Origin of the sequence: Catenuloplanes atrovinosus (assembly GCF_031458235.1) — a bacterium.
Taxonomy (GTDB): domain Bacteria; phylum Actinomycetota; class Actinomycetes; order Mycobacteriales; family Micromonosporaceae; genus Catenuloplanes; species Catenuloplanes atrovinosus.
The window spans coordinates 5995211-6014695 of record NZ_JAVDYB010000001.1 but is presented as its reverse complement, the minus strand read 5'-3'; the positions used below and the strand labels follow the sequence as shown (position 1 = coordinate 6014695).

General features: G+C 73.1%; 19 protein-coding genes. 11 read left to right on the top strand and 8 right to left on the bottom strand.

Annotation, left to right across the window (positions count from 1 at the left end; all coding sequences use genetic code 11):
* The first annotated feature begins 6 nt into the window (after positions 1-6).
* Positions 7-945, top strand: coding sequence for an adenosine deaminase (gene add, locus J2S41_RS26590; protein WP_310371554.1), 939 nt, complete (start codon positions 7-9; stop codon positions 943-945).
* On the opposite strand, the gene J2S41_RS26585 is transcribed toward add, so the two are convergent.
* The 3 genes from J2S41_RS26585 to J2S41_RS26575 form a co-directional block, all read right to left on the bottom strand.
* On the bottom strand, positions 942-1826 hold the full coding sequence (locus J2S41_RS26585; RefSeq protein WP_510183738.1) for a Sco1979 family transcriptional regulator: 885 nt from the start codon (positions 1824-1826) through the stop codon (positions 942-944). The genes add and J2S41_RS26585 overlap by 4 nt on opposite strands.
* Before the next feature lie 3 nt (positions 1827-1829).
* Positions 1830-2588, bottom strand: a complete 759-nt coding sequence (locus J2S41_RS26580; protein ID WP_310371552.1) for an SAM-dependent methyltransferase — start codon at positions 2586-2588, stop codon at positions 1830-1832.
* Positions 2589-2725: 137 nt separating this feature from the next.
* Positions 2726-4318: a peptide-N4-asparagine amidase gene (locus tag J2S41_RS26575; RefSeq protein ID WP_310371550.1), complete on the bottom strand. Its 1593-nt coding sequence runs from the start codon at positions 4316-4318 to the stop codon at positions 2726-2728.
* 86 nt (positions 4319-4404) lie between these two features.
* Here J2S41_RS26575 and dusB point away from each other — a divergent pair, with 86 nt between their 5' ends.
* Positions 4405-5526 (top strand): tRNA dihydrouridine synthase DusB, encoded by a 1122-nt coding sequence (gene dusB / locus J2S41_RS26570; RefSeq protein WP_310371549.1) that lies wholly within the window; start codon positions 4405-4407, stop codon positions 5524-5526.
* Between the two features lie 26 nt (positions 5527-5552).
* Here the strand turns inward: dusB and J2S41_RS26565 are convergent, their stop codons facing one another.
* The gene (locus J2S41_RS26565; RefSeq protein ID WP_310371547.1) at positions 5553-6104 is read right to left on the bottom strand and encodes a hypothetical protein; all 552 of its coding nucleotides are present in this window, start codon (positions 6102-6104) and stop codon (positions 5553-5555) included.
* A gap of 219 nt (positions 6105-6323) precedes the next feature.
* Between J2S41_RS26565 and ppdK the strand changes: the two genes are divergently transcribed.
* On the top strand, positions 6324-8963 hold the full coding sequence (gene ppdK, locus J2S41_RS26560; RefSeq protein WP_310371545.1) for a pyruvate, phosphate dikinase: 2640 nt from the start codon (positions 6324-6326) through the stop codon (positions 8961-8963).
* A gap of 40 nt (positions 8964-9003) precedes the next feature.
* Here ppdK and J2S41_RS26555 read toward each other — a convergent pair whose 3' ends face one another.
* The 4 genes from J2S41_RS26555 to J2S41_RS26540 all read right to left on the bottom strand — a co-directional run bounded on the left by J2S41_RS26555 (position 9004) and on the right by J2S41_RS26540 (position 11812).
* Positions 9004-9375 (bottom strand): hypothetical protein, encoded by a 372-nt coding sequence (locus tag J2S41_RS26555; RefSeq protein ID WP_310371543.1) that lies wholly within the window; start codon positions 9373-9375, stop codon positions 9004-9006.
* A 27-nt stretch (positions 9376-9402) separates the two neighbouring features.
* Entirely contained in the window at positions 9403-9891 is a 489-nt protein-coding gene (locus J2S41_RS26550; RefSeq protein ID WP_310371541.1) for a roadblock/LC7 domain-containing protein, read from the bottom strand.
* A 108-nt stretch (positions 9892-9999) separates the two neighbouring features.
* Positions 10000-11403 (bottom strand): DUF4388 domain-containing protein, encoded by a 1404-nt coding sequence (locus J2S41_RS26545; RefSeq protein ID WP_310371539.1) that lies wholly within the window; start codon positions 11401-11403, stop codon positions 10000-10002.
* Between the two features lie 28 nt (positions 11404-11431).
* Positions 11432-11812 carry a hypothetical protein gene (locus tag J2S41_RS26540; protein WP_310371537.1) on the bottom strand — a complete coding sequence of 127 codons (381 nt, stop codon included), beginning with the start codon at positions 11810-11812 and terminating at the stop codon, positions 11432-11434.
* 298 nt (positions 11813-12110) lie between these two features.
* On the opposite strand from J2S41_RS26540, the gene J2S41_RS26535 reads away from it, so the two are divergent.
* The 8 genes from J2S41_RS26535 (at position 12111) to J2S41_RS26500 (ending at position 19485) form a co-directional block, all read left to right on the top strand.
* Positions 12111-12464 carry a VOC family protein gene (locus J2S41_RS26535; protein WP_310376550.1) on the top strand — a complete coding sequence of 118 codons (354 nt, stop codon included), beginning with the start codon at positions 12111-12113 and terminating at the stop codon, positions 12462-12464.
* A 63-nt stretch (positions 12465-12527) separates the two neighbouring features.
* Positions 12528-13736 carry a deoxyguanosinetriphosphate triphosphohydrolase gene (locus J2S41_RS26530; protein WP_310371535.1) on the top strand — a complete coding sequence of 403 codons (1209 nt, stop codon included), beginning with the start codon at positions 12528-12530 and terminating at the stop codon, positions 13734-13736.
* Positions 13737-13857: 121 nt separating this feature from the next.
* The gene (dnaG, locus tag J2S41_RS26525; protein ID WP_310371534.1) at positions 13858-15717 is read left to right on the top strand and encodes a DNA primase; all 1860 of its coding nucleotides are present in this window, start codon (positions 13858-13860) and stop codon (positions 15715-15717) included.
* A gap of 1 nt (position 15718) precedes the next feature.
* Positions 15719-16243, top strand: a complete 525-nt coding sequence (locus tag J2S41_RS26520; RefSeq protein WP_310371532.1) for a hypothetical protein — start codon at positions 15719-15721, stop codon at positions 16241-16243.
* 41 nt (positions 16244-16284) lie between these two features.
* Positions 16285-17208 carry an ABC transporter ATP-binding protein gene (locus tag J2S41_RS26515; RefSeq protein ID WP_310371530.1) on the top strand — a complete coding sequence of 308 codons (924 nt, stop codon included), beginning with the start codon at positions 16285-16287 and terminating at the stop codon, positions 17206-17208.
* Positions 17208-17957 (top strand): ABC transporter permease, encoded by a 750-nt coding sequence (locus J2S41_RS26510; RefSeq protein WP_310371529.1) that lies wholly within the window; start codon positions 17208-17210, stop codon positions 17955-17957. Before J2S41_RS26515 ends, J2S41_RS26510 begins: the two co-directional genes overlap by 1 nt.
* 2 nt (positions 17958-17959) lie before the next feature.
* Entirely contained in the window at positions 17960-18763 is an 804-nt protein-coding gene (locus J2S41_RS26505) for an ABC transporter permease (protein ID WP_310371528.1), read from the top strand.
* A 173-nt stretch (positions 18764-18936) separates the two neighbouring features.
* The gene (locus J2S41_RS26500) at positions 18937-19485 is read left to right on the top strand and encodes a hypothetical protein (protein ID WP_310371525.1); all 549 of its coding nucleotides are present in this window, start codon (positions 18937-18939) and stop codon (positions 19483-19485) included.

Below are 19485 nucleotides of genomic sequence, written 5' to 3'. Positions count from 1 at the left end.
TCTGTCATGCTTTTCGATCTTCATCGTCATCTCGAGGGGACGCTCCGCGTCGCCACCACCCGCGAACTCGCGGCACGGGACGGGCACCCGCTCGCGTCCGCGCACGACCTTGACGACCTGCTGGTCGCGCGCGGTCCGCTCGGCGGCCTGGTGCCGTTCCTGGCCAAGGTGGACGCGGCGCCCGCGGCGTTCTCCCGGCCCGGGGACTGGCAGCGCGCCGCGCGCGAGTGCGTGGCCGACGCGGCCGCCGAGGGCCTGGACTACCTGGAGATCCGGTTCTCGCCGTGGTTCATCCGGCAGGAGACCGGGCTGGCGCCGGAGGCGGTGATCGACGCGGTCGCGGACGGCGTGCGCGCCGCGTCCGCCGAGACCGGCGTGCGTACCGCGCTGATCGGCATCCTGCTGCGCGACCTCGGCCCGGAGCGCGGGCTGGAGCAGGTGGCGACGCTGCTGTCCCGGCGCGCCGACTTCCACGCGGTCGACCTGGCCGGGAACGAGGGCGGCGTGCCGGCCGCCGACTTCGCGCCCGCGTTCGCCCGGGCCCGCGACGCCGGGCTGCGCGTCACCGTGCACGCGGGCGAGGGCGCCGGCCCGGAGAGCGTGTGGGCCGCGGTGCGGCACCTCGGCGCGGAGCGGATCGGGCACGGCGTCCGGTCCGTCGAGGACCCGGCGCTGCTGGACCACCTGGCCGCGCGCGGCATCACGCTCGAGGTGGCACTGACCAGCAACCTGCACACCAGCGTGGCGCCGAGCTACGCGGCACACCCGATCCGGCGGCTGCTGGCCGCGGGCGTGCCGGTCGCGCTGGCCACGGACGACCCGCGCGCGTCCGCGACCACGCTGCCCGCCGAGTACGAGGCGGCGCGCACCCGGGTGGGACTCACCGACGCCGAACTGACCCGGATCGCGGAGACCGCCCGGGCCGCCGCGTTCGCCTGGCCCTAAAGCTGGCGGAGCGCGCGGTGGATGACGTCCGCCGTGCGCTCCGGCGTGGTCGCCTCGATGAACAGCCGGCCGGCCGCGGCCGCGTACTGGTCCACGTCCTCCTGCCGGTCCAGGTAGAGGCCGCCGGTCAACTGCTCCAGGAACACCACGTCCGGCACCTCCTCGTGGGCGAACCGCAGGATGCTGAACGCGCCGCCGGCCGCCGCGTGCCCGCCCGCGCTGAACGGCACCACCTGAAGTTGCACGCTCGGTGCCTCTATCAGCTTCAGCAGCGCCTCCAACTGCTCGCGGTGGATCGCGCGGCCACCCATCGGGCGCAGCAGCACCGCCTCGTCGAGCACCGCCCACAGCCGTGGGCCGCCGGGCCGGGTGAGCATGGTCTGCCGGGCCATCCGCAGCTCGACGCGCCGGTCGATCTCCCGCTTCTGGCGCCGGCCGTGGCCGATGGCGATCACCGCCCGCGCGTACGCCTCGGTCTGCAGCAGACCCGGCACGAACTGGATCTCGTAGCTGCGGATCAGCTCCGCCGCCTGCTCCAGGTCGAGGTAGTTGAGGAACCAGGCGGGCAGCACGTCCGAGTACGCCTGCCACCAGCCCGGCCGGTTCGCCTCCCGGGCCAGCGCCAGCAGTTCGGTGCGGTCCTGCTCCGGCACGCCGTAGAGCGCGAGCAGGTCGGTGACGTCGCGCTCCTTGAAGCCGACCCGGCCCAGCTCCATCCGGCTGATCTTCGATTCGGACGCGCGGATCGAGTAGCCCGCGGCCTCGCGGGTGACGTCGGCGGCGATCCGCAGGCCGCGCAGGCGCGCGCCGAGCTGCATACGGGCGACCGTCGGGCCGGCGCCCTCGGCCGGTCCGCCGACGTGTCGGGACGGGGTACTCACGGCTTACGGCTTACGGCCGACCGCGCCGTACTGGTCGATCGGGGGCGCGTCCGACTCCGGCCTCCACCGGGTGACGGGCACGATGCCGGGCTCGACCAGCTCCAGGCCGGCGAAGAGCGCGGCGAACCGCTCCGGCGTGCGCAGGTGGTATGTCGGGTTCGCCGAGAGATTCCAGATCCGGACGGCCTCGGTGTTCTCCGGGCTGGTGTCGCTGCCGTCGTACATGGCGAAGTAGCTGCCGGACGGAAGCGCTCCCAAGTACGTGTCGATGAGCGCCTTGGCCTCGTCGTCGCTCTCCACGTGGCCGAGCACGCCCATCAGGTACAGCGCCACCGGCCGCGTCAGGTCGAGCGTCTTCGCGGCCTCGGCCAGGATCGTTCCGGGGTCGCGCAGGTCCGCGTGCAGGTACGCCGTGGCGCCCTCGGGCGTGCTGGTCAGCAGGCTCCGCGCCTGCGCCTGCACCATCGGGTCGTGGTCGACATAGACGATCCGCGCGTCCGGCGCCACCGACTGCGCGACCGTGTGCGTGTTCTCCGCGGTGGGCAGCCCGGTGCCGATGTCCAGGAACTGCCGGACGCCCGCCTCCGCCGTCAGCCAGCGCGTGACCCGGGCCAGGTAGGCGCGGGAGAGCCGCGCGTTCTCCGCGAGCTGCGGCAGGTTCGCCAGGATCTCGTCGCCCACCGCGCGGTCGGCCTCGAAGTTGTCCGTGCCGCCGAGCAGATAGTTCCAGATCCTGGCCGTCTGCGGTGCCGACGTGTCCACGTGCGCATCCTTCGGAGGGTCGATGGTGCGGGCCGGGCGGTTTCGGCAAGCATAGTGCGTCTTTGTGCGCCGTCCACAAAGGCCATGACGCCGCACCGGTGCGGCCGGAACGGCCGGACCGGTGCTCCGCTCCCGCGTCAGGGCCGGACCGCGCGGCCCTGTTCGGTCGCGACCGTGCGGTCGTAGTGGGAGTGCGGGGTGGTCAGCGTGTAGCGCTCGCGGGTGGAGGCGCGGCCCTGGCGCTCGGGGCGGGGGACGGTGGTGAGGTACGAGGCGACGCCGGTGTACGTGTCGGTGAACCGGACCGGGCCGCCCGGCGCGCCGGTGGTCACGGCGGCGTCGGTGAGCGTGATCTCGGTGGTCAGGCGGCTGTCGGGGGCGAGCGTGGTGGTGCCGTCCATGCCGTACCGGCGCTCGGTCCGCACGGTCGTGGGGTGCCCGCGCCCGGTGCGGGTGGTCACGCCGTCGGTGTCGGTCCAGGTGGCCTCGAGCGCGTCGGCCGACTCGCCCTCGGTCCAGGTGTGCACGGAGTCGTTGGTGACCGTGCGGGTCACCGTGGTGGTGACGCGACCGTGCGAGGTGTCGACGTACCCGCTGGTGGTGAGGCTGTGCCGGCCGGTGGTGGGCACGGTGCGGCCGTCCGCGACGGAACTCGCGGCCGGCGGGCCCTCCGCGACCGTGGTGAGCGCGCCGGTGACCCGGGCGCGGTGCGGGTCCTGCCAGGCCAGGATCGCGGTGGGCACGTCCCAGCCGGGCCGGCCGGCGGGCACGCCGAGCACGGACACCTGGACGCGGTGCGCGCGGCCGTCGGTGAGCAGCCCGGCGAACGGCGTCAGGTCGTAGCGGATCGGCCGGATGTCGAACGCGCGCGGCGCGGGCACGGTGTACCAGAGGAACGGGTTGGACCAGCCGCCCGTGTAGACGTGCGGGAACGGCGCGGCCACGCCCGCGAGCACACCGTCGACCCGGATCTGCACCTCGCGGTACGGGCCGGAGTCCGCCGGGCAGGAGTAGTCGGTGCCGGGCGGCGTGGTCAGGTACCAGTACTCCTCGCACCCGCCGCCGGAGCCGGTCGCGTAGACCTCCGCGACCAGCCGCTCGGAGTTGCGCGGCACGGTCAGGTCACCTGTCAGGCCCGTACCCTCCTGGCGCTGGTCGGCCAGGCCGATGACCCGGTCGGGGCCGCCCGCCGGCGCGCGGCCCGGATGGAAGGTCAGGTCCACGGTCACGTCCAGGACACCGGTGTACGTGTCGTCGACCACGTTCCCGATCAGCATCTCGACCGGCTGCGGCGTGCTCAGCAGCGGCGCGTAGCCGGTCACGTCCTTGTCCACGGTCCACGCGATGCCGTCCGGGCTGGGCTGCGGCGTCGAGTGCTTGAAGATCGTGACCCCGCCCACGCTCAGGTAGCCGAGCCGGTCGTACTGGCGGCCGGCGACCGCGCCACGCAGCGTGAGCACCACCTTCCGCCAGGGCCCGCGGCAGGCCGCCGGCGGCGTGAACGTGCCGGTGAACGGCGTGAAGTCGCGGAACTCGGTGTCCACGATCCGGGTGGTGCAGGACCGGCCGGGCGGGCGCTCGACCGGCGGCGCCGCGGTGACCGGATCGTCCCAGTCCGAACCGAATGTCGGCGGGACCGGGTCCGCCCCGCTCGCCGGGCCCGGCATGACCGTCATCGCCGTCGCCGCGACCACCAGCGCCACGACGGTCCTCAGTCCGAATCGATACACGTGCCCATCCGATCCGAGAAGATCGTCCGTTGTCAACGTCCGGCGTCGTTTTGGGTCTCGCCTCGACGCTGTGGGATTCTCGACGGGTGACGCTTACGCTGGGCCGCTACCCCGTCGACCCGCCCGTCGTGCTCGCGCCGATGGCCGGGATCACGAACGTGGCCTTCCGCCGGCTCTGCCGCGAGCAGGGCGCGGGGATCTACGTGTGCGAGATGATCACGACGATCGCGCTGGCGCACCGGAACCCGAAGACCGAGCGGATGATCGAGTTCGGGCCGGAGGAGAACCCGCGGAGCATGCAGCTCTACGGCGTGGACCCGGAGATCACGGCGCGCGCGGTGCGGCGGATCGTGGACGAGGACCTGGCCGACCACGTCGACCTCAACTTCGGGTGCAGCGTCCGCAAGATCACCAGCAAGGGCGGTGGGGCGGCGATCCCGTACAAGCGAAAGCTGTTCGGCGCGATCGTGAAGGCCGCGGTGGACGCCGCCGCGCCGGCCGGCATCCCGGTCACCGTGAAGATGCGCAAGGGCATCGACGACGAGCACCTGACGTACGTCGAGGCCGGGCTGATCGCGCAGGAGGCCGGCGCGCGCTGGGTGGCGCTGCACGCGCGCACCGCCGCGCAGCGCTACTCCGGCACCGCGGACTGGGCGGCGATCGCCCGGCTCAAGGAGGCGCTGGACGTGCCGGTGCTCGGCAACGGCGACATCTGGGAGGCCGACGACGCGCTCCGGATGATGCGCGAGACCGGCTGCGACGGCGTGGTGGTCGGCCGCGGCTGCCTCGGCCGCCCGTGGCTCTTCGCCGACCTGGCCGCCGCGTTCGCCGGCCGCCCGGACCGGGTGATGCCCTCGCTCGGCGAGGTCGCGCAGGTCATGCGCCGCCACGCCGAACTGCTGTCCGACTGGTACGGCCTGGAGCGCGACGGCGTCACCGACTTCCGCAAGCACGTCGCCTGGTACCTGAAGGGCTTCCCGGTCGGTACGGAGATCCGCCGCTCGCTCGCCATGGCGTCCTCGCTGATGGAGCTCGACGACCTGCTCGGCAAGCTCGACCACGACGCCCCGTTCCCGGTCGAGGCGCTCGGCCAGCCCCGCGGCCGCACCAACTCCCCGGCCCGCGTCATCCTCCCGCACGGCTGGCTCGACGACCGCGAGGACGCCGCCGTCCCCCAGGGCGCCGAACTCGACGACTCCGGCGGCTGACGCCCCCGATCGCCCGGCCCGCGACCTCAGAGGAACTGGCTGTTGAGGTAGCCGATGATGACGGCGGTCCACCAGGCGAGCTGGGAGAGGGCGGTGGCGAGGCCGGCCTGGATCAGCAGCGGGGTGGGCGGGCGGTAGCCGCGGAAGCGGGAGAGCCGGGTGGCGAGCGTGCCGGCGTAGATGCCGTTCAGGCCGACGACCAGCACGGCCAGCAGCTTGATCGTGGTCAGGTGGGTGACCTGCGGGCTGAGTAGCAGGCCGGAGCCGAGCAGGCCGGTGAAGCCGATCCAGGTCGGGGTCAGCGCGCCCTCCGCGGTGCGCAGCACGTCGCCGAAGCTGCGGCGGCCGGCCAGGAACAGGATGCCGGACCAGTCGACGAAGAGGACCGCGCCGAAGCCGATCAGCATGGAGATCAGGTGGACGAAGAGCGCGGCGGCGCGGACGTCCGGCGGCGGCGTCACCCGCGGGGCGATCACCACCACGGCCAGCCACAGCAGCGAGACGACGGCCGCCCGGGTCGCGGGCGGGAGACGTCGGCGGTGGCGCCCGGGGAGCGCGATCAGTGGCTGACCGGCCATGGGTCCCTCTCCTTCCGCAGTGCCGGGCCGAATTGTGGCCCATCCGGAGACGCGGCGGTGCGGCGCGGATAACAGAAACTCCGGGGCGAATCCGAGCACCGCTCGGATGTGCCAATAGTCACGCTCCCCTCGCACTGAGCGACGTTCTCGCTTAGATTGCGCCCACTGACCGGCATCGACCGGCACCCACGTTCAGCGCGGAACGGACGGGAGATCAGCATGCGGTACGTCTACGCCTTCGAAGAGGGCAACAAGGACCTCAAGGACCTGCTGGGCGGCAAGGGGGCCAACCTGGCCGAGATGACGAATCTCGGCCTGCCGGTCCCGCCCGGGTTCACCATCACCACCGAGGCCTGCCGGGCCTACCTGCACGACAAGCGGCTGCCGGACGGCCTGGACGAGCAGATCGACGCGCGGCTGACCGCGCTGGAGGAGCGGATCGGACGCCGGCTGGGCGACGCCGCGGACCCGCTGCTCGTCTCCGTCCGGTCCGGCGCGAAGTTCTCCATGCCGGGCATGATGGAGACCGTCCTGAACGTGGGGCTCAACGACGAGAGCGTGCACGGGCTGGCGGCGCAGGGCGGCGAGCGGTTCGCCTGGGACTCGTACCGCCGATTGATCCAGATGTTCGGCGCCACCGTCTGCGACGTGCCGGCGGCGGACTTCGCCGCCGCGCTGGACGAGCTCAAACACCGCAGGGGTACGCGGGACGACCTCGGCCTGGACGCGGACGACCTGCGGACGCTGGTCGGCACGTACAAGAAGGTGTTCGCGGAGCACACCGGCCGGGACTTCCCGCAGGAGCCGCGCGAGCAACTGCGGCTGGCGATCCTCGCGGTCTTCGACTCGTGGAACGCGGACCGCGCGGTGCTCTACCGGCGGCAGGAGCGCATCCCGGCCGACCTGGGCACCGCGGTCAACGTGGTGGCGATGGTCTTCGGCAACCTCGGCCCGGACTCCGGCACCGGCGTGGCGTTCACCCGCGACCCGGGCACCGGCGCGCAGGGCGTCTACGGCGACTACCTGGCGAACGCGCAGGGTGAGGACGTGGTCGCCGGCATCCGCAACACCGTACCGCTGCAGGAGCTGGAACGGCTGGACAAGACCTCCTACGACGAGCTGCTGCGGATCATGGCGCGGCTGGAAGAGCACTACCGCGACCTGTGCGACATCGAGTTCACGGTGGAGCGCGGCAAGCTGTGGATGTTGCAGACCCGGGTCGGCAAGCGCACGGCCGCGGCGGCGTTCACGATCGCGGCCCAGCTGGTCGACGAGGGCGTGATCGACCTGGACGAGGCGGTCCGCCGGGTCTCCGGCGCGCAGCTCGGCCAGCTGATGTTTCCCCGGTTCGACCTCTCCGGCGCGCGCGAGGAACTGACCCGCGCGGTCGGCGCGTCACCCGGCGCCGCGGTCGGCGCCGCGGTGTTCGACGCGCGGCGCGCGATCGAGCTGGCCGAGCGCGGCGAGGCGGTGATCCTGGTCCGCCGCGAGACGAACCCGGACGACCTGGGCGGCATGATCGCGGCACAGGGCATCCTCACCTCGCGCGGCGGCAAGACCAGCCACGCGGCCGTGGTGGCGCGCGGCATGGGCAAGACGTGCGTGTGCGGCGCGGACGACCTGGAGGTGGGCACGGACTCGTTCACCGTCAACGGCCGGCGGATCGCCGAGGGGGACACGATCTCCATCGACGGTACGACCGGGCGCGTCTACGCCGGCCAGGTGCCGGTCGAACCGTCCTCCGTGGTGCGGTACTTCGAGGGCACGTTCGAGGGGGACGACCCGCTGGTCACGGCCGTGGACCGGCTGATGCGGCACGCGGACTCGCGGCGGCGGCTGCGGATCAGGGCCAACGCGGACACCGGCGGGGACGCGGCCCGGGCCCGGCGGTTCGGCGCGGAGGGGATCGGGCTGTGCCGTACCGAGCACATGTTCCTCGGCGACCGGCGCGAGCTGGTGGAGAAGCTGATCCTGGCCGAAGGGCTGCCGGAGCGGGAGGCCGCGCTGGCCGCGCTGCTGCCGTTGCAGCGCGCGGACTTCGTCGAGCTGTTCCGCGCCATGGACGATCTCCCGGTCACGGTCCGGCTGATCGACCCGCCGCTGCACGAGTTCCTGCCGTCGCTGACCGACCTCGCGGTGCGCGTCGCGGTCGCGGGGGAGCGCGGCGAGGACGCCGGCCGGGAGCGGCAACTGCTCGCGGCCGTGCAGCGCATGCACGAGCAGAACCCGATGCTGGGGCTGCGTGGCGTACGGCTGGGGCTGGTCGTGCCCGGCCTGTTCGCCATGCAGGTGCGCGCCATCGCGGAGGCCGCGGTCGAGGTCACCCGCGCCGGCGGCACCGCGCGCCCGGAGATCATGGTGCCGCTGGTCGGCGCCGTGCAGGAGCTGGAGACGGTACGGGCGGAGGCCGAGCGGATCCTGGCCGACGTGATCGGCGACAGCGGCGTGGCGGTGGCGATCGGCACCATGATCGAGGTGCCGCGCGCCGCGCTCACCGCGGGCCAGCTCGCGGAGGCGGCCGAGTTCTTCTCGTTCGGCACCAACGACCTGACGCAGATGGCCTGGGGCTTCTCCCGCGACGACGTGGAGGGCGCGTTCTTCTGGCGCTACCTGGAGCTGGGCATCTTCGGCATCTCGCCGTTCGAGTCGCTGGACGCCGACGGCGTGGGCCGGCTGGTCCGGATCGCGTCCGAGGAGGGCCGGGCCGCGCGGCCGGGCCTGAAGATCGGCGTCTGCGGCGAGCACGGCGGCGACCCGGACTCCGTGCACTTCTTCCACCAGGTGGGGCTGGACTACGTGTCGTGCTCGCCGTTCCGGGTGCCGATCGCCCGGCTGGAGGCGGGGCGCGCGGCGATCTGAGCGTGCGGGCCCGCTGCGTCACGGCAGCGGGCCCGCCGCGCTACACGTCCAGGTCTTCCTCGATCTTCTTCAGCTGGTGGCGCGCCATGGCCAGGTTGGCCCGGTTCTTCAGCAGCGCCAGGTAGAGGAACAGCCCCTTGCCGGAGCGACCGGTCAGCGGCCGGATCAGGTGGTACTGACCGCCGAGCGTGATCAGGATGTCCTCGATGCCGTCCTTGAGGTTGAGCATCTCCATCGCGCGCAGCTTGGCGCGGACCACGTCCGTGTTCCCGGCGGCTGCCACCGTCAGGTCCAGTTCCTTGGTGCCGCCCGCGACGCCGAGCGCCATGCCGCTGGTGTAGTCCACCAGCGCCACGCCGATCGCGCCGTCGATGTTCATCGCTTCCTTCAGCGCCAGGTCCATGTCGGGCATGTCAGTCTTCCTCCGTACCTAGGGGTTTTATCCGGCGCGCTGGCCGGGAACGCTCGACTGCAGCGCGGCCATCGGCGTGCGCTTTGCCAGGGGCACCTGGCCCTCGACCGGGATGACCTGCGCGGTCTGCGCCGGCGGTCGCGTCTCCACCGGGTCGAGCAGCTCACCGAGGCGTCGCGCGGTGCGCCGCGCCTCGTGGTGGATGCGTGCCACGTTCGCGCTCGGCCTGGCGAGCACGGCGAGCAGCGTGCGGACTCCGGCGGCGTAGATCGCCACGTACCCGCCGGATGATTCGATCATGGTTTCGCGCAGGTCGCCGTGGCCCACGGTCTGGGCGAAGCGCTGCGTCAGGCCGAGGTTCGCCGCGGCGAGCGCGGCGATCGTCTCCGGCTGGAGCCCGGGGGCGTCGTACGCGAGCAGCATCCCGTCGACGCCGGCGATCACGGTGGCCGACAGATCGGGCAGCCGGCTGCGAAGCCTGGCGAGCTCGGCCAGCACCGCCCGGTCGGTTTCCACGGCAGTTCTCCTTCGCGAGGGCAGGGATGGGAACGCTAGGTCGGTGAGGGTGGTCGTGCGGTGCCCGCGTCCGGTGCGCGGCCGGGGGAGCGCGGACCGCGGTGGTGCTCACCGCAACGCCTTCAGCGCGCTGCGGATGCGCGTGAGCAGGGCCTCGTCCGGGGCGTCGCCGCGCAGCGGGCCACCGTCCGGCGCGGTCCGCACGTCACCGGCACCGCTCGGCATCTGCTCCCCGGGACTGCGGCGCGGCAGCCCCTCGGTGGGTACCGCGGCCGCGGCCGCGGCCCGGTTCCCGGCCCGCCGCCGCCCGCCACCCTTGCGCGGCAACCGCACCGTGTCGGCCGCGGGCCCCGACGTCTCGGCCGGGGGTCTCGCCGTGCCGGGCGCGGTCCTCGCCACCTCGGCCGGGACTCTCGCGGTGTCGGCCGGGGGTCCCGCCGTCTCGGGCGTGGCCGGCTCGCGTGGCGTGGCCGGCTCGCGTGGCGTGGCCGGCTCGCGCTGGGTGTGCGGCTCGCACTGGGTGTGCGGCTCGCGCGACGTGGCCGGCTTCCGTGGTCTGAACGGCTCGCGTGGCGTGAGCCGGACCGTCGGTTCCTCCACTGTGGGCGGCGGGATCACGATGGCGGCGGTCGCCACCCGTGCCGTTTCGGACGCCGCCGGTACCGCGGCGCGCGGTGCCCCGGCACCTGCCGGTGCCCCGGCACCTGCCGGTGCTCCCGCGCCCCCCGGTGCTGCCGTGCCCGCCGGTGTCTTCGCGACCACCGTCGCCTTCGGGTCGCCGCCGCCACGCCGCGCGGCGGCCCGCCCGCCGGGCGCGCGCTCCTCCGGCGGCGTCATGATCAGGCCGGCCGCCGCCAGCTCGCGCACCTGCTGGAGCGTCACGTAACCGGCCCGGCCGAGGAGCCGGGCGAGCGTGGGCGGGGTGCGCTCGCCGTCCGCCGCGATCAGCAGCTCGTACTGCAGCGCACTCAGCACGACGCGCTCGACGGGCGGCCGGGCGACCGGCCGAACCGGCGCCGTGTCCAGCGTGGACGACTCGAAGACCTCGTCGAGGAGGCGCCGCCGTCGCGTCGTCTCCCGAGCCAGCACGTCCGCGTCCACTCGGCAGACCGGGCCGAGCCAGTGCCGTTCGCCCGCCTCGAACCGGACGGGCACGGCCGCCGGTTGCAGCACGAAGTACGCCGCGTCATAGATCACCCCAAGAACACAGAGCTCAAGCTCGCCTTCCGTAAGGTGCCCCTGTTCCACGAGCAGGCGACCGACACGGTGTGCGTCTTTTCCCGAGGCGACCGCGGATTCCCACGTGCGGGCCGCGAGCCGGCCGGACGCGGTCAGCAGCTCGCCGGGCCCCGGCGCGGCCGGCGACTCGGCGTAGCCCACCTGCCCCTTCGTCAGGTAGATCACGCCGCCGGGGTCGCCGTCGACGTGCAGCGCGCCGGTCTCACCGGCGTTGACGAGCTGACTCAGCGCCCGGCGGGGCAGGGTCGCCTTGGCGGCACGGGCGGGCTTCACGTGTGGGCTCCTCGCCGGTCCTCGGCGATCACGCGGTCACCAGGCCTTCGGCGAGCGTCCGGAGCCGGTGCCGGCCGACCGCCAGGTTGCCGAGGTCCCGGTCCAGCCACAGGTAGAGGGCCAACCGGCTGTCGAACCCGGTGCGCAGCAGCCGGATCAGGTGGTAGCCGCCCGCGGTGGTGATGATGACGTCCTCGACGCCGTCGCCGGGCCGGGCCGACGCGAACGGCGACCGGGTGATCGCGGCGTGCACGATGTCGGCCGTGCCGGTGGCCGTGCCCTCCGGGTCGTCGCCGGGTGCGGCGCCCGCGGAGCCCAGCGCGAAGCCGGTGGTGTAGTCGACCAGGCTGGCGCCGATCGCGCCGGGGATTGTCATCGCCTGCCGGAGGCAGTCGTCGATGCCGGACACACGCTCTCCTCTACCCGGCGCGGATGCCTCGCCTCCGCTCCGGCCAGCGGAAGGCGATCGGACGCCGGGCAATGGTGGGGGGACCGGCGACCGCCGGTCGGTGACGTTGTGCTCCCGGCACGCTACTACCGGGCATGGAAATTCTCTATCCCACTACGGTGTGCTCCGAGCCGCGCCTCGTACCGTGATGGCAGACCCAGGATTTATGGCGCTCAGTGGAACGTAGGGTGCCGCGATCGGTTTCCCGGCGTAACGTGTTCGTCACCTTGCCGCCAGCGGCCGGACGATGAGGAGCACCATGGGCAGCGAGTGGGAGAACGTGGTCGTCGACGCCGAGGACCCCGGCCGGCTGGCCCGGTGGTGGGCGGAGGCGCTGCACTACCAGGTGACCTACGAGCGCCCCGGCGAGGTGGAGATCCGCCGCAAGGCCGGCGAGGCCCCCGGCATCGTCTTCGTCGCGGTCCCCGAGCTCAAGAGCGTGAAGAACCGCCTCCACCTCGACCTGCGCCCGGAGAACCAGGAGGCCGAGGTGGAGCGCCTGGTCGACATGGGCGCCCGGCACGTCGACGTCGGTCAGGGCAGCGTCGACGGCTGGGTGGTGCTGGCCGACCCGGAGGGCAACGAGTTCTGTGTGCTGGCGCCGCGCTCCTGAACGGCGGCGGAAATCCCGGCGACGGCGGGGCCGTGAGGTGGGGTGCGGCACTACGCTCGACCCATGATCGTCGAGGACGCGGAGCGGTGGGCGGACGAGACGGCCAAGGACACCGGGTACGGGCGCACGCCCTTCCAGCGGGACCGGGCGCGGGTGCTGCACTCGGCCGGGTTCCGGCGGCTGGCGTCCAAGACGCAGGTGCACGTGGCCGGGGCGGACGACTTCCCGCGCACCCGGCTCACCCACTCGCTGGAGGTGGCGCAGATCGCCCGCGAGATGGGCGAGCGCCTCGGCTGTGACCCGGACGTGGTGGACGTGGCCGGGCTCGCCCACGACCTGGGCCACCCGCCGTTCGGGCACAACGGCGAGGCCGCGCTGGACGCGGTCGCGGGCGCGTGCGGCGGCTTCGAGGGGAACGCGCAGACGCTGCGCGTGCTGACCCGGCTGGAGGCGAAGGTCGAGGGCGCCGGGCTCAATCTGACCCGCGCCTCGCTGGACGCCACCTGCAAGTACCCGTGGCGCCGGGACGGCGTGCGCCGCAAGTTCGGCGTCTACGCCGACGACCTGCCGGTCTTCGAGTGGGTACGGAAGCACGCCCCGGAGCCCGAGCGGAAGTCGCTGGAGGCCCAGGTGATGGACTGGGCGGACGACGTGGCGTACTCCGTGCACGACCTGGAGGACGGCATCCACGGCGGCTACATCGACCTGGAGCGGCTGGCCGTGGACGCCGACGAGCGGGCCGCGCTCTGCGCCGACGTGTCCGGCGTCTACTCCGAGGAGCCGGTCGACCTGCTCGGTGCCGCGCTGTCCGAGCTGCTGGCCGGGCCGCTGCTGGCGCCGGTGCTGGCCTACGACGGCAGCCACCGCGCGCAGATCGCGCTCAAGCGGATGACCAGCGTGCTGACCGGGCGGCTGGTCGCCGCGCCGGTCGAGGCCACGGTCGAGGGCTTCGGATCACGATCCCTGCGCCGGTACGCCGCGGACCTGATCGTCCCGCGCGACGTGCGCATCCGGTGCGCGCTGCTGAAGGGCATGGCGTTGCGGTACGTGATGCGCCGCCCCGGCGCGGCGGCCGAGCAGGAGCGGCAGCGGGAGGCGCTCACCCGGCTGGTGCACGTGCTGGCCGTGCGCGCGCCGGAAGGGCTGGACCCGGTGTTCGCGCCGATCTGGCGGGCCGCGCCGGACGACGCCGCGCGGCTGCGCGTGGTGATCGATCAGGTGGCGTCGCTCACCGATCCGGCCGCCGTCTCCTGGCACCGCGCGCTCACCTGAGGACGAAACCGCCGACTGGCCCCTCCGGGTCGCGCGGCTCCCGCCGTACCCTTGGAACGCTCTGATGGTTGTGACCGTGGGGGTCGGGACCGGGGCGCGCGGAGCGGGAGGTGCGGCGGGGATGGCCGGCAGGATTCGGGACGAGGACATCGCGCTGGTGCGTGAGCGGACGGCGATCGCCGACGTGATCTCCGAGACCGTCACCCTGAAGTCGGCCGGCGGCGGCAACCTGAAGGGACTCTGCCCGTTCCACGACGAGAAGACGCCGTCGTTCACGGTCTCGCCGGCGCGCAACGTCTACTTCTGCCACGGCTGCGGCAAGGGCGGCGATGCGATCAAGTTCCTGATCGACGCGGACCACCTGACGTTCGTCGAGTCGGTCGAGCGGCTGGCCGGCCGGGCCGGCATCCAACTGCGGTACGAGGAGACGCCCGGCGGCCGCCCGTCCGGTCCCCGGCAGCAGCCCGGGCAGCGGCAGCGGCTGATCGCGGCGCACGCGGACGCGGCCGACTTCTACCGGGCCCAGCTGATCACGCCGGGCGCGCGGGCGGCGCGCGAGTTCCTGGCCCAGCGCGGTTTCGGGCGCGAGCACGCGGAGGCGTACGGCTGCGGGTTCGCCCCCGAGGGCTGGGACCCGCTGACCCGGCACCTGCGGCAGAAGGGCTACACCGCGGACGAACTGGTCACGGCCGGGCTGTCCCGCCCGGCGCGGTCCGGTTCGCTGATCGACCGGTTCCGGCGGCGGCTGCTCTGGCCGATCAGGGACATCAGCGGCGACGTCATCGGGTTCGGCGCGCGCAGGTTGTTCGACGACGATGACGGACCGAAGTACCTGAACACGCCGGAGACGCCGCTCTACAAGAAGTCGCACGTGCTCTACGGCATCGACCACGCGAAACGGGACATCGCGCGGGAGAGTCGCGCCGTGATCGTCGAGGGCTACACCGACGTGATGGCCTGTCACCTGGCCGGTGTGCCGACCGCGGTGGCGACCTGCGGCACCGCGTTCGGCGAGGACCACATCAAGGTGCTGCGCCGGCTGCTGATGGACGCGAACGACCTGGGTGGCGAGATCATCTTCACCTTCGACGGCGACGCGGCCGGTCAGAAGGCGGCGATGCGCGCGTTCTCCGACGACCAGCGGTTCGTGGCGCAAACGTTCATCGCGGTCAGCCCGAACGGCATGGACCCGTGCGAGCTGCGCCTGCACCGCGGCGACCTGGCCGTGCGCGACCTGGTGGCCGCGCGCGAGCCGATGATCGCGTTCGCGCTCCGGTCAATCATGAATCAATACGATCTGGACACCGTGGAGGGCCGGGTCGCCGCGCTGCGCTCCACCGCGCCGCTGGTCGCGCAGATCAAGGACCGCTCGATGCGCCCCGGCTACACTCGCAAGCTCGCCGACGACCTGGGCATGGACATGCCCGAGGTGGAGCATGCGGTCCGCCGCGCCGGTGGGGCCGCGCCGGAGGACGGCCGCCGTCGGCCCGCCCCGCGACCCACGTCCGCGCCGCAGCTCCAGGTGGAGCGCGAGGCGCTGAAGCTCGCGCTGCAGGAGCCGGTGCTGGCCGGCCCGATGTTCGACGCGCTGGACGCCACCCACTTCACCGACCCGGTGCACGTGGTGCTGCGCGGCGCGGTGGCGGACGCCGGCGGCACCACGTCCGCGGCCGGTGGCGGCGTGGTCTGGATCGAGAAGGTCCGCGACCTCTGCGACGACCTCGGCGCGAAGGCGCTGGTCAGCGAGCTGGCGGTGGAGCCGCTGCGGGTCGACCGCGACCCCGACCCGCAGTACGTCGCGGTCACGCTGGCCCGGCTGCAGTCCGCCTCCGTGACCGCCCGGATAGCGGACCTCAAGTCCAAGGTGCAGCGGATCAACCCGGTGGCCAACAAGGACGAGTACTTCGCGCTCTTCGGGGAACTGCTGTCGCTGGAACAACACGCGCGCGCCCTGCGCGAGCAGGCCGTCGGGGGGTTGTGAGGTGTTCGGTTTCCTTCGCCGGTCGCGCCCGCCGGCCGCGCTGCGCCCCGTGCTCGACCGGGACGAGCGCATCCTCACCTGGGCCAGCACGTCCACCGAGGGCGTGGTGGTGGCCACCAACCGCGGGCTCTGGCTGCCCGGCCTGCACCGGCTCGGCTGGCACGAGATCCTCAAGGCGGTCTGGTCCGGCCGTGAGCTCACCGTCATCGCCGGCCGGGTCGCGGAGGAGCGCGAGGGGTACGCCGTGGTGGTCGACGAGCCGGCGATCTCCACGCTGCTGCTCGCGCCCGGCCACGTGCCGCACCAGGTGCAGGTGCGCGTGACCAAGTCGGTGGCGATCACCCACCACCACCCGCTGCCCGGCGGCGGCGTCCGGGTGGTGGCGCGCCGGGTGAGCGGCGTGGACGGTCTGCGATGGACCGTGCGGTACGACACCGGCACGCCGATCGACGACGAGGTGCGCGCGCGGACCGACGACCTGGTCGCGCACGCCCGGCGCGACGCGGAGGCGGCCACACCCCGGTAAATGCGTCGGAATCTGTCGTACCCCCGGTCTAGGGTCGTGGCATGACTGCGATGATCGAGGCGGCGGGGCTGGTCAAGCGCTTCGGCACGTTCACCGCCGTGGACGGCATCGACGTCACGGTGCAGCCCGGCGAGGCGTTCGGCTTCCTCGGGCCGAACGGCGCGGGCAAGAGTTCCACCATGCGCATGATCGGGTGCGTGTCCCCACCCACCAGCGGCCTGCTGCGCATCCTCGGCATGGACCCGGTGCGCCAGGGCCCGGCCATCCGCGCCCGGCTCGGCGTCTGCCCGCAGTTGGACAACCTCGCGCCCGACCTGACCGTCCTGCAGAACCTCACGACCTACGCGCGATATTTCGGCATCTCCCGCCGCGAGGCCACGCGCCGCGCGCTGGAGCTGCTCGACTTCGTGCAGCTCACCGAGCGCGCCGGCAACGAGGTCGAGCCGCTCTCCGGCGGCATGAAACGGCGGCTCACCATCGCCCGCGCGCTGATCAACGAGCCCGACCTGGTGCTGCTCGACGAGCCCACCACCGGGCTCGACCCGCAGGCCCGCCACCTGGTGTGGGAGCGGCTGTTCCGGCTCAAGCAGCGCGGCGTCACGCTGGTGCTCACCACGCACTACATGGACGAGGCCGAGCAGCTCTGCGACCGGCTGGTGGTGATGGACGCCGGCCGGATCGTGGCGGAGGGCTCACCGCGCGCGCTGATCGAGAGATATTCCACGCGCGAGGTCGTCGAGCTGCGCTTCCGGGCCGAGTCGCAGGCCGGGTTCGCCGCCAAGCTGGACGGCATCGGCGAGCGCACCGAGGAGCTGCCCGACCGCGTCCTGATCTACGCGGCCGACGGCGACGCCGCGCTCGCCGAGGTGCACGCGCGCGGGCTCACCCCGGCCGGCGCGCTGGTCCGCCGCAGCTCCCTGGAGGACGTGTTCCTGCACCTCACCGGCCGGACGCTGGTGGACTGATGACCGCCGCCTTCGAGTTCCATCTGGCCGAGTTCGCGCGCAACTGGCGCGGCTCCGTGTTCGGCTCGTTCGTCGTCCCGCTGCTCACCGTGGTCGGCTTCGGCCTGGGCGTCGGCGGTTACGTCCAGGGCGGCGTCGACGGCGTCTCCTACCTGCACTTCCTCGTCCCCGGCCTGCTCGCCGCCACCGCACTGCAGATCGCGCTGAGCGAGGCCACCTGGCCGGTGATGGCCAACATGGAGTGGATGAAGACCTACTCCGCGCAGGCCGCCACGCCGCTGCGGCCCGCGGACGTGTTCGGCGGCCACCTGCTGTTCGTGCTGTTCCGGGTGACCGCGGGCGTCGGCGCGTTCCTCCTGGTCGGCGCGGTGTTCGGGGCGCTGCGGTCGCCGTGGGCGGTGGCCTGCCTGCCGATCGGCGCGCTGCTCGGCCTCGCCGTGGCCGCTCCCGTCTTCGCGTACACGGTGTCCGTGCCCGGCGAGGTGTGGCTGAGCCTGCTGATGAGGTTCGCGGTCCTGCCGATGACGCTCTTCGCCGGCGTCTTCTTCCCGGTCGACACGCTCCCGGTCGCGCTGCGCTGGCTGGCCTACGCCACACCGCTGTGGCACGCGGCCGACCTGAGCCGCGCCGCCACGCTCGGCCGGGCTCCGGACTGGTCGCTCACCGGGCACCTGCTCTACCTCGCGCTCTGGGCCGCCGCCGGGACCGCGCTGGCGGCGCACCGCTTCCACCGGCGGCTGGGGGTCTGATCATGCTCACCACGCTCGCGGTGCCCCGCCTCGCCGGCTCCGGCGGACGCGTCCTGGCCGTGGCCGGCCGCAACGTCGTCGCGCTGCGCAGCGTCGGCTGGCTCGTGTTCGCGTCCGGCGCGCTCGAGCCGTTCCTCTACCTCTTCTCCATCGGCATCGGCGTCGGCGCGCTGGTCGGCGACATGACGCTGCCGGACGGCACGGTGGTCGGCTACGCCGCGTTCGTCGCCCCGGCCATGCTCGCCGCGTCCGCGATGACCGGCGCGCTGACCGAGACCACGTTCAACTTCTTCGGCAAGATGAAGTTCTGGAAGCTGTACGACAGCGTCCTGGCCACCCCGGTCGGCCCGATGGAGGTCGCGCTCGGCGAGCTGAGCTGGGCGATGGCCCGCGGCGCGCTCTACGCCGGGTCGTTCCTGACCGTCATGATCGCCATGGACCTGACCAGCCCGTGGCGGGCGCTGCTCGCGCTGCCCGCGACCGTGCTGATCGGCTTCGCGTTCGGCGCGGTCGGCATGCTGACCGCCACCTGGCTGCGCGGCTGGCAGGACTTCGACCTGATCGGCACCATCCAGTTCGCGCTGTTCCTCTTCTCCGGCACGTTCGTCCCGGCCACGGCCTACCCGGCAGTGCTCCGCTGGATCGTCGAGGTCACGCCGCTCTACCGCGCGGTCGACCTGATCCGCGGCATCACCGCCGGCGACCTCGGCTGGATCCAGGCGCTCGACGTGGCGTACCTGCTGGTGATGTTGATTTTCTGCCTCTGGGCCGCCTCCCGCCGGATGAGCCGCATGCTGCGCAAGTAGGGGCCGGCACTCCTCCCGGAATCCGGGGTGAACCGCTTCGGCGCGACGGGCGTATTGGTCGCAGCGGATCCTTCGGAGCACGGGAGGAGAGCACGATGGCGGGACCTGGACCTGTACCTGTTTTCATGCCGCCGGGCGCGGTCATTCCACCGGAGCCGGCGGGGCAGCAATACGTGACCGTGTCAGGGCAGCCCAGCCGGCTGGCGCCGGCACCGGGCCACCCGGGCATTTCGACCGAGTGGGACGCGTCCACGCTGGAGGGCGCGATCACCTGGCTGGAGACCCACTCGCGATATCTCGGCGGCACCCTGGCGCCCGGGATGGAGAGCGACATCCGCGACTGGCTGCTGCCGCCGCCGGGCGGCGCGTCGCCGTTCGGCACCTTCCCGACGGCGCTCGACCTGTCGCAACGGCACATCGCGCACTACACCGCGGCGGACGCGTCGGTGCGGAGCGTCGCCACCGAGCTGTGGCAGGCCGCGCAGGCGCTGCGGGTGGTGCTGGACCAGTACAAGACCGCGGAGGAGGCCAACGAGCTCAGCGCCTCGTCCTTCGACCAGATCTTCACGTCGCAGGCGGCGCCCGCGGCCGGCCGCTACCCGGCGGCCACGGCCGTGCCGGCGTCCGCCACGCCGGCGTCCGCCACGCCGGTGTCCGACGTGCCGGTGACCAGCACGGTGGCCGTGGAGCCCGCCGTTCACACCACACCTTACGAGGGGTGA

Bases quoted from the DNA above. Each gene is read 5' to 3' on its own strand.
- J2S41_RS26530 (WP_310371535.1), top strand. From the start codon at position 12,528: ATGATCGTCGAGGACGCGGAGCGGTGGGCGGACGAGACGGCCAAGGAC.
- J2S41_RS26515 (WP_310371530.1), top strand. From the start codon at position 16,285: ATGACTGCGATGATCGAGGCGGCGGGGCTGGTCAAGCGCTTCGGCACG.
- ppdK (WP_310371545.1), top strand. From the start codon at position 6,324: ATGCGGTACGTCTACGCCTTCGAAGAGGGCAACAAGGACCTCAAGGAC.
- dnaG (WP_310371534.1), top strand. From the start codon at position 13,858: ATGGCCGGCAGGATTCGGGACGAGGACATCGCGCTGGTGCGTGAGCGG.
- J2S41_RS26535 (WP_310376550.1), top strand. From the start codon at position 12,111: ATGGGCAGCGAGTGGGAGAACGTGGTCGTCGACGCCGAGGACCCCGGC.
- add (WP_310371554.1), top strand. From the start codon at position 7: ATGCTTTTCGATCTTCATCGTCATCTCGAGGGGACGCTCCGCGTCGCC.
- J2S41_RS26505 (WP_310371528.1), top strand. From the start codon at position 17,960: ATGCTCACCACGCTCGCGGTGCCCCGCCTCGCCGGCTCCGGCGGACGC.
- J2S41_RS26510 (WP_310371529.1), top strand. From the start codon at position 17,208: ATGACCGCCGCCTTCGAGTTCCATCTGGCCGAGTTCGCGCGCAACTGG.
- J2S41_RS26555 (WP_310371543.1), bottom strand. From the start codon at position 9,375: ATGCCCGACATGGACCTGGCGCTGAAGGAAGCGATGAACATCGACGGC.
- J2S41_RS26565 (WP_310371547.1), bottom strand. From the start codon at position 6,104: ATGGCCGGTCAGCCACTGATCGCGCTCCCCGGGCGCCACCGCCGACGT.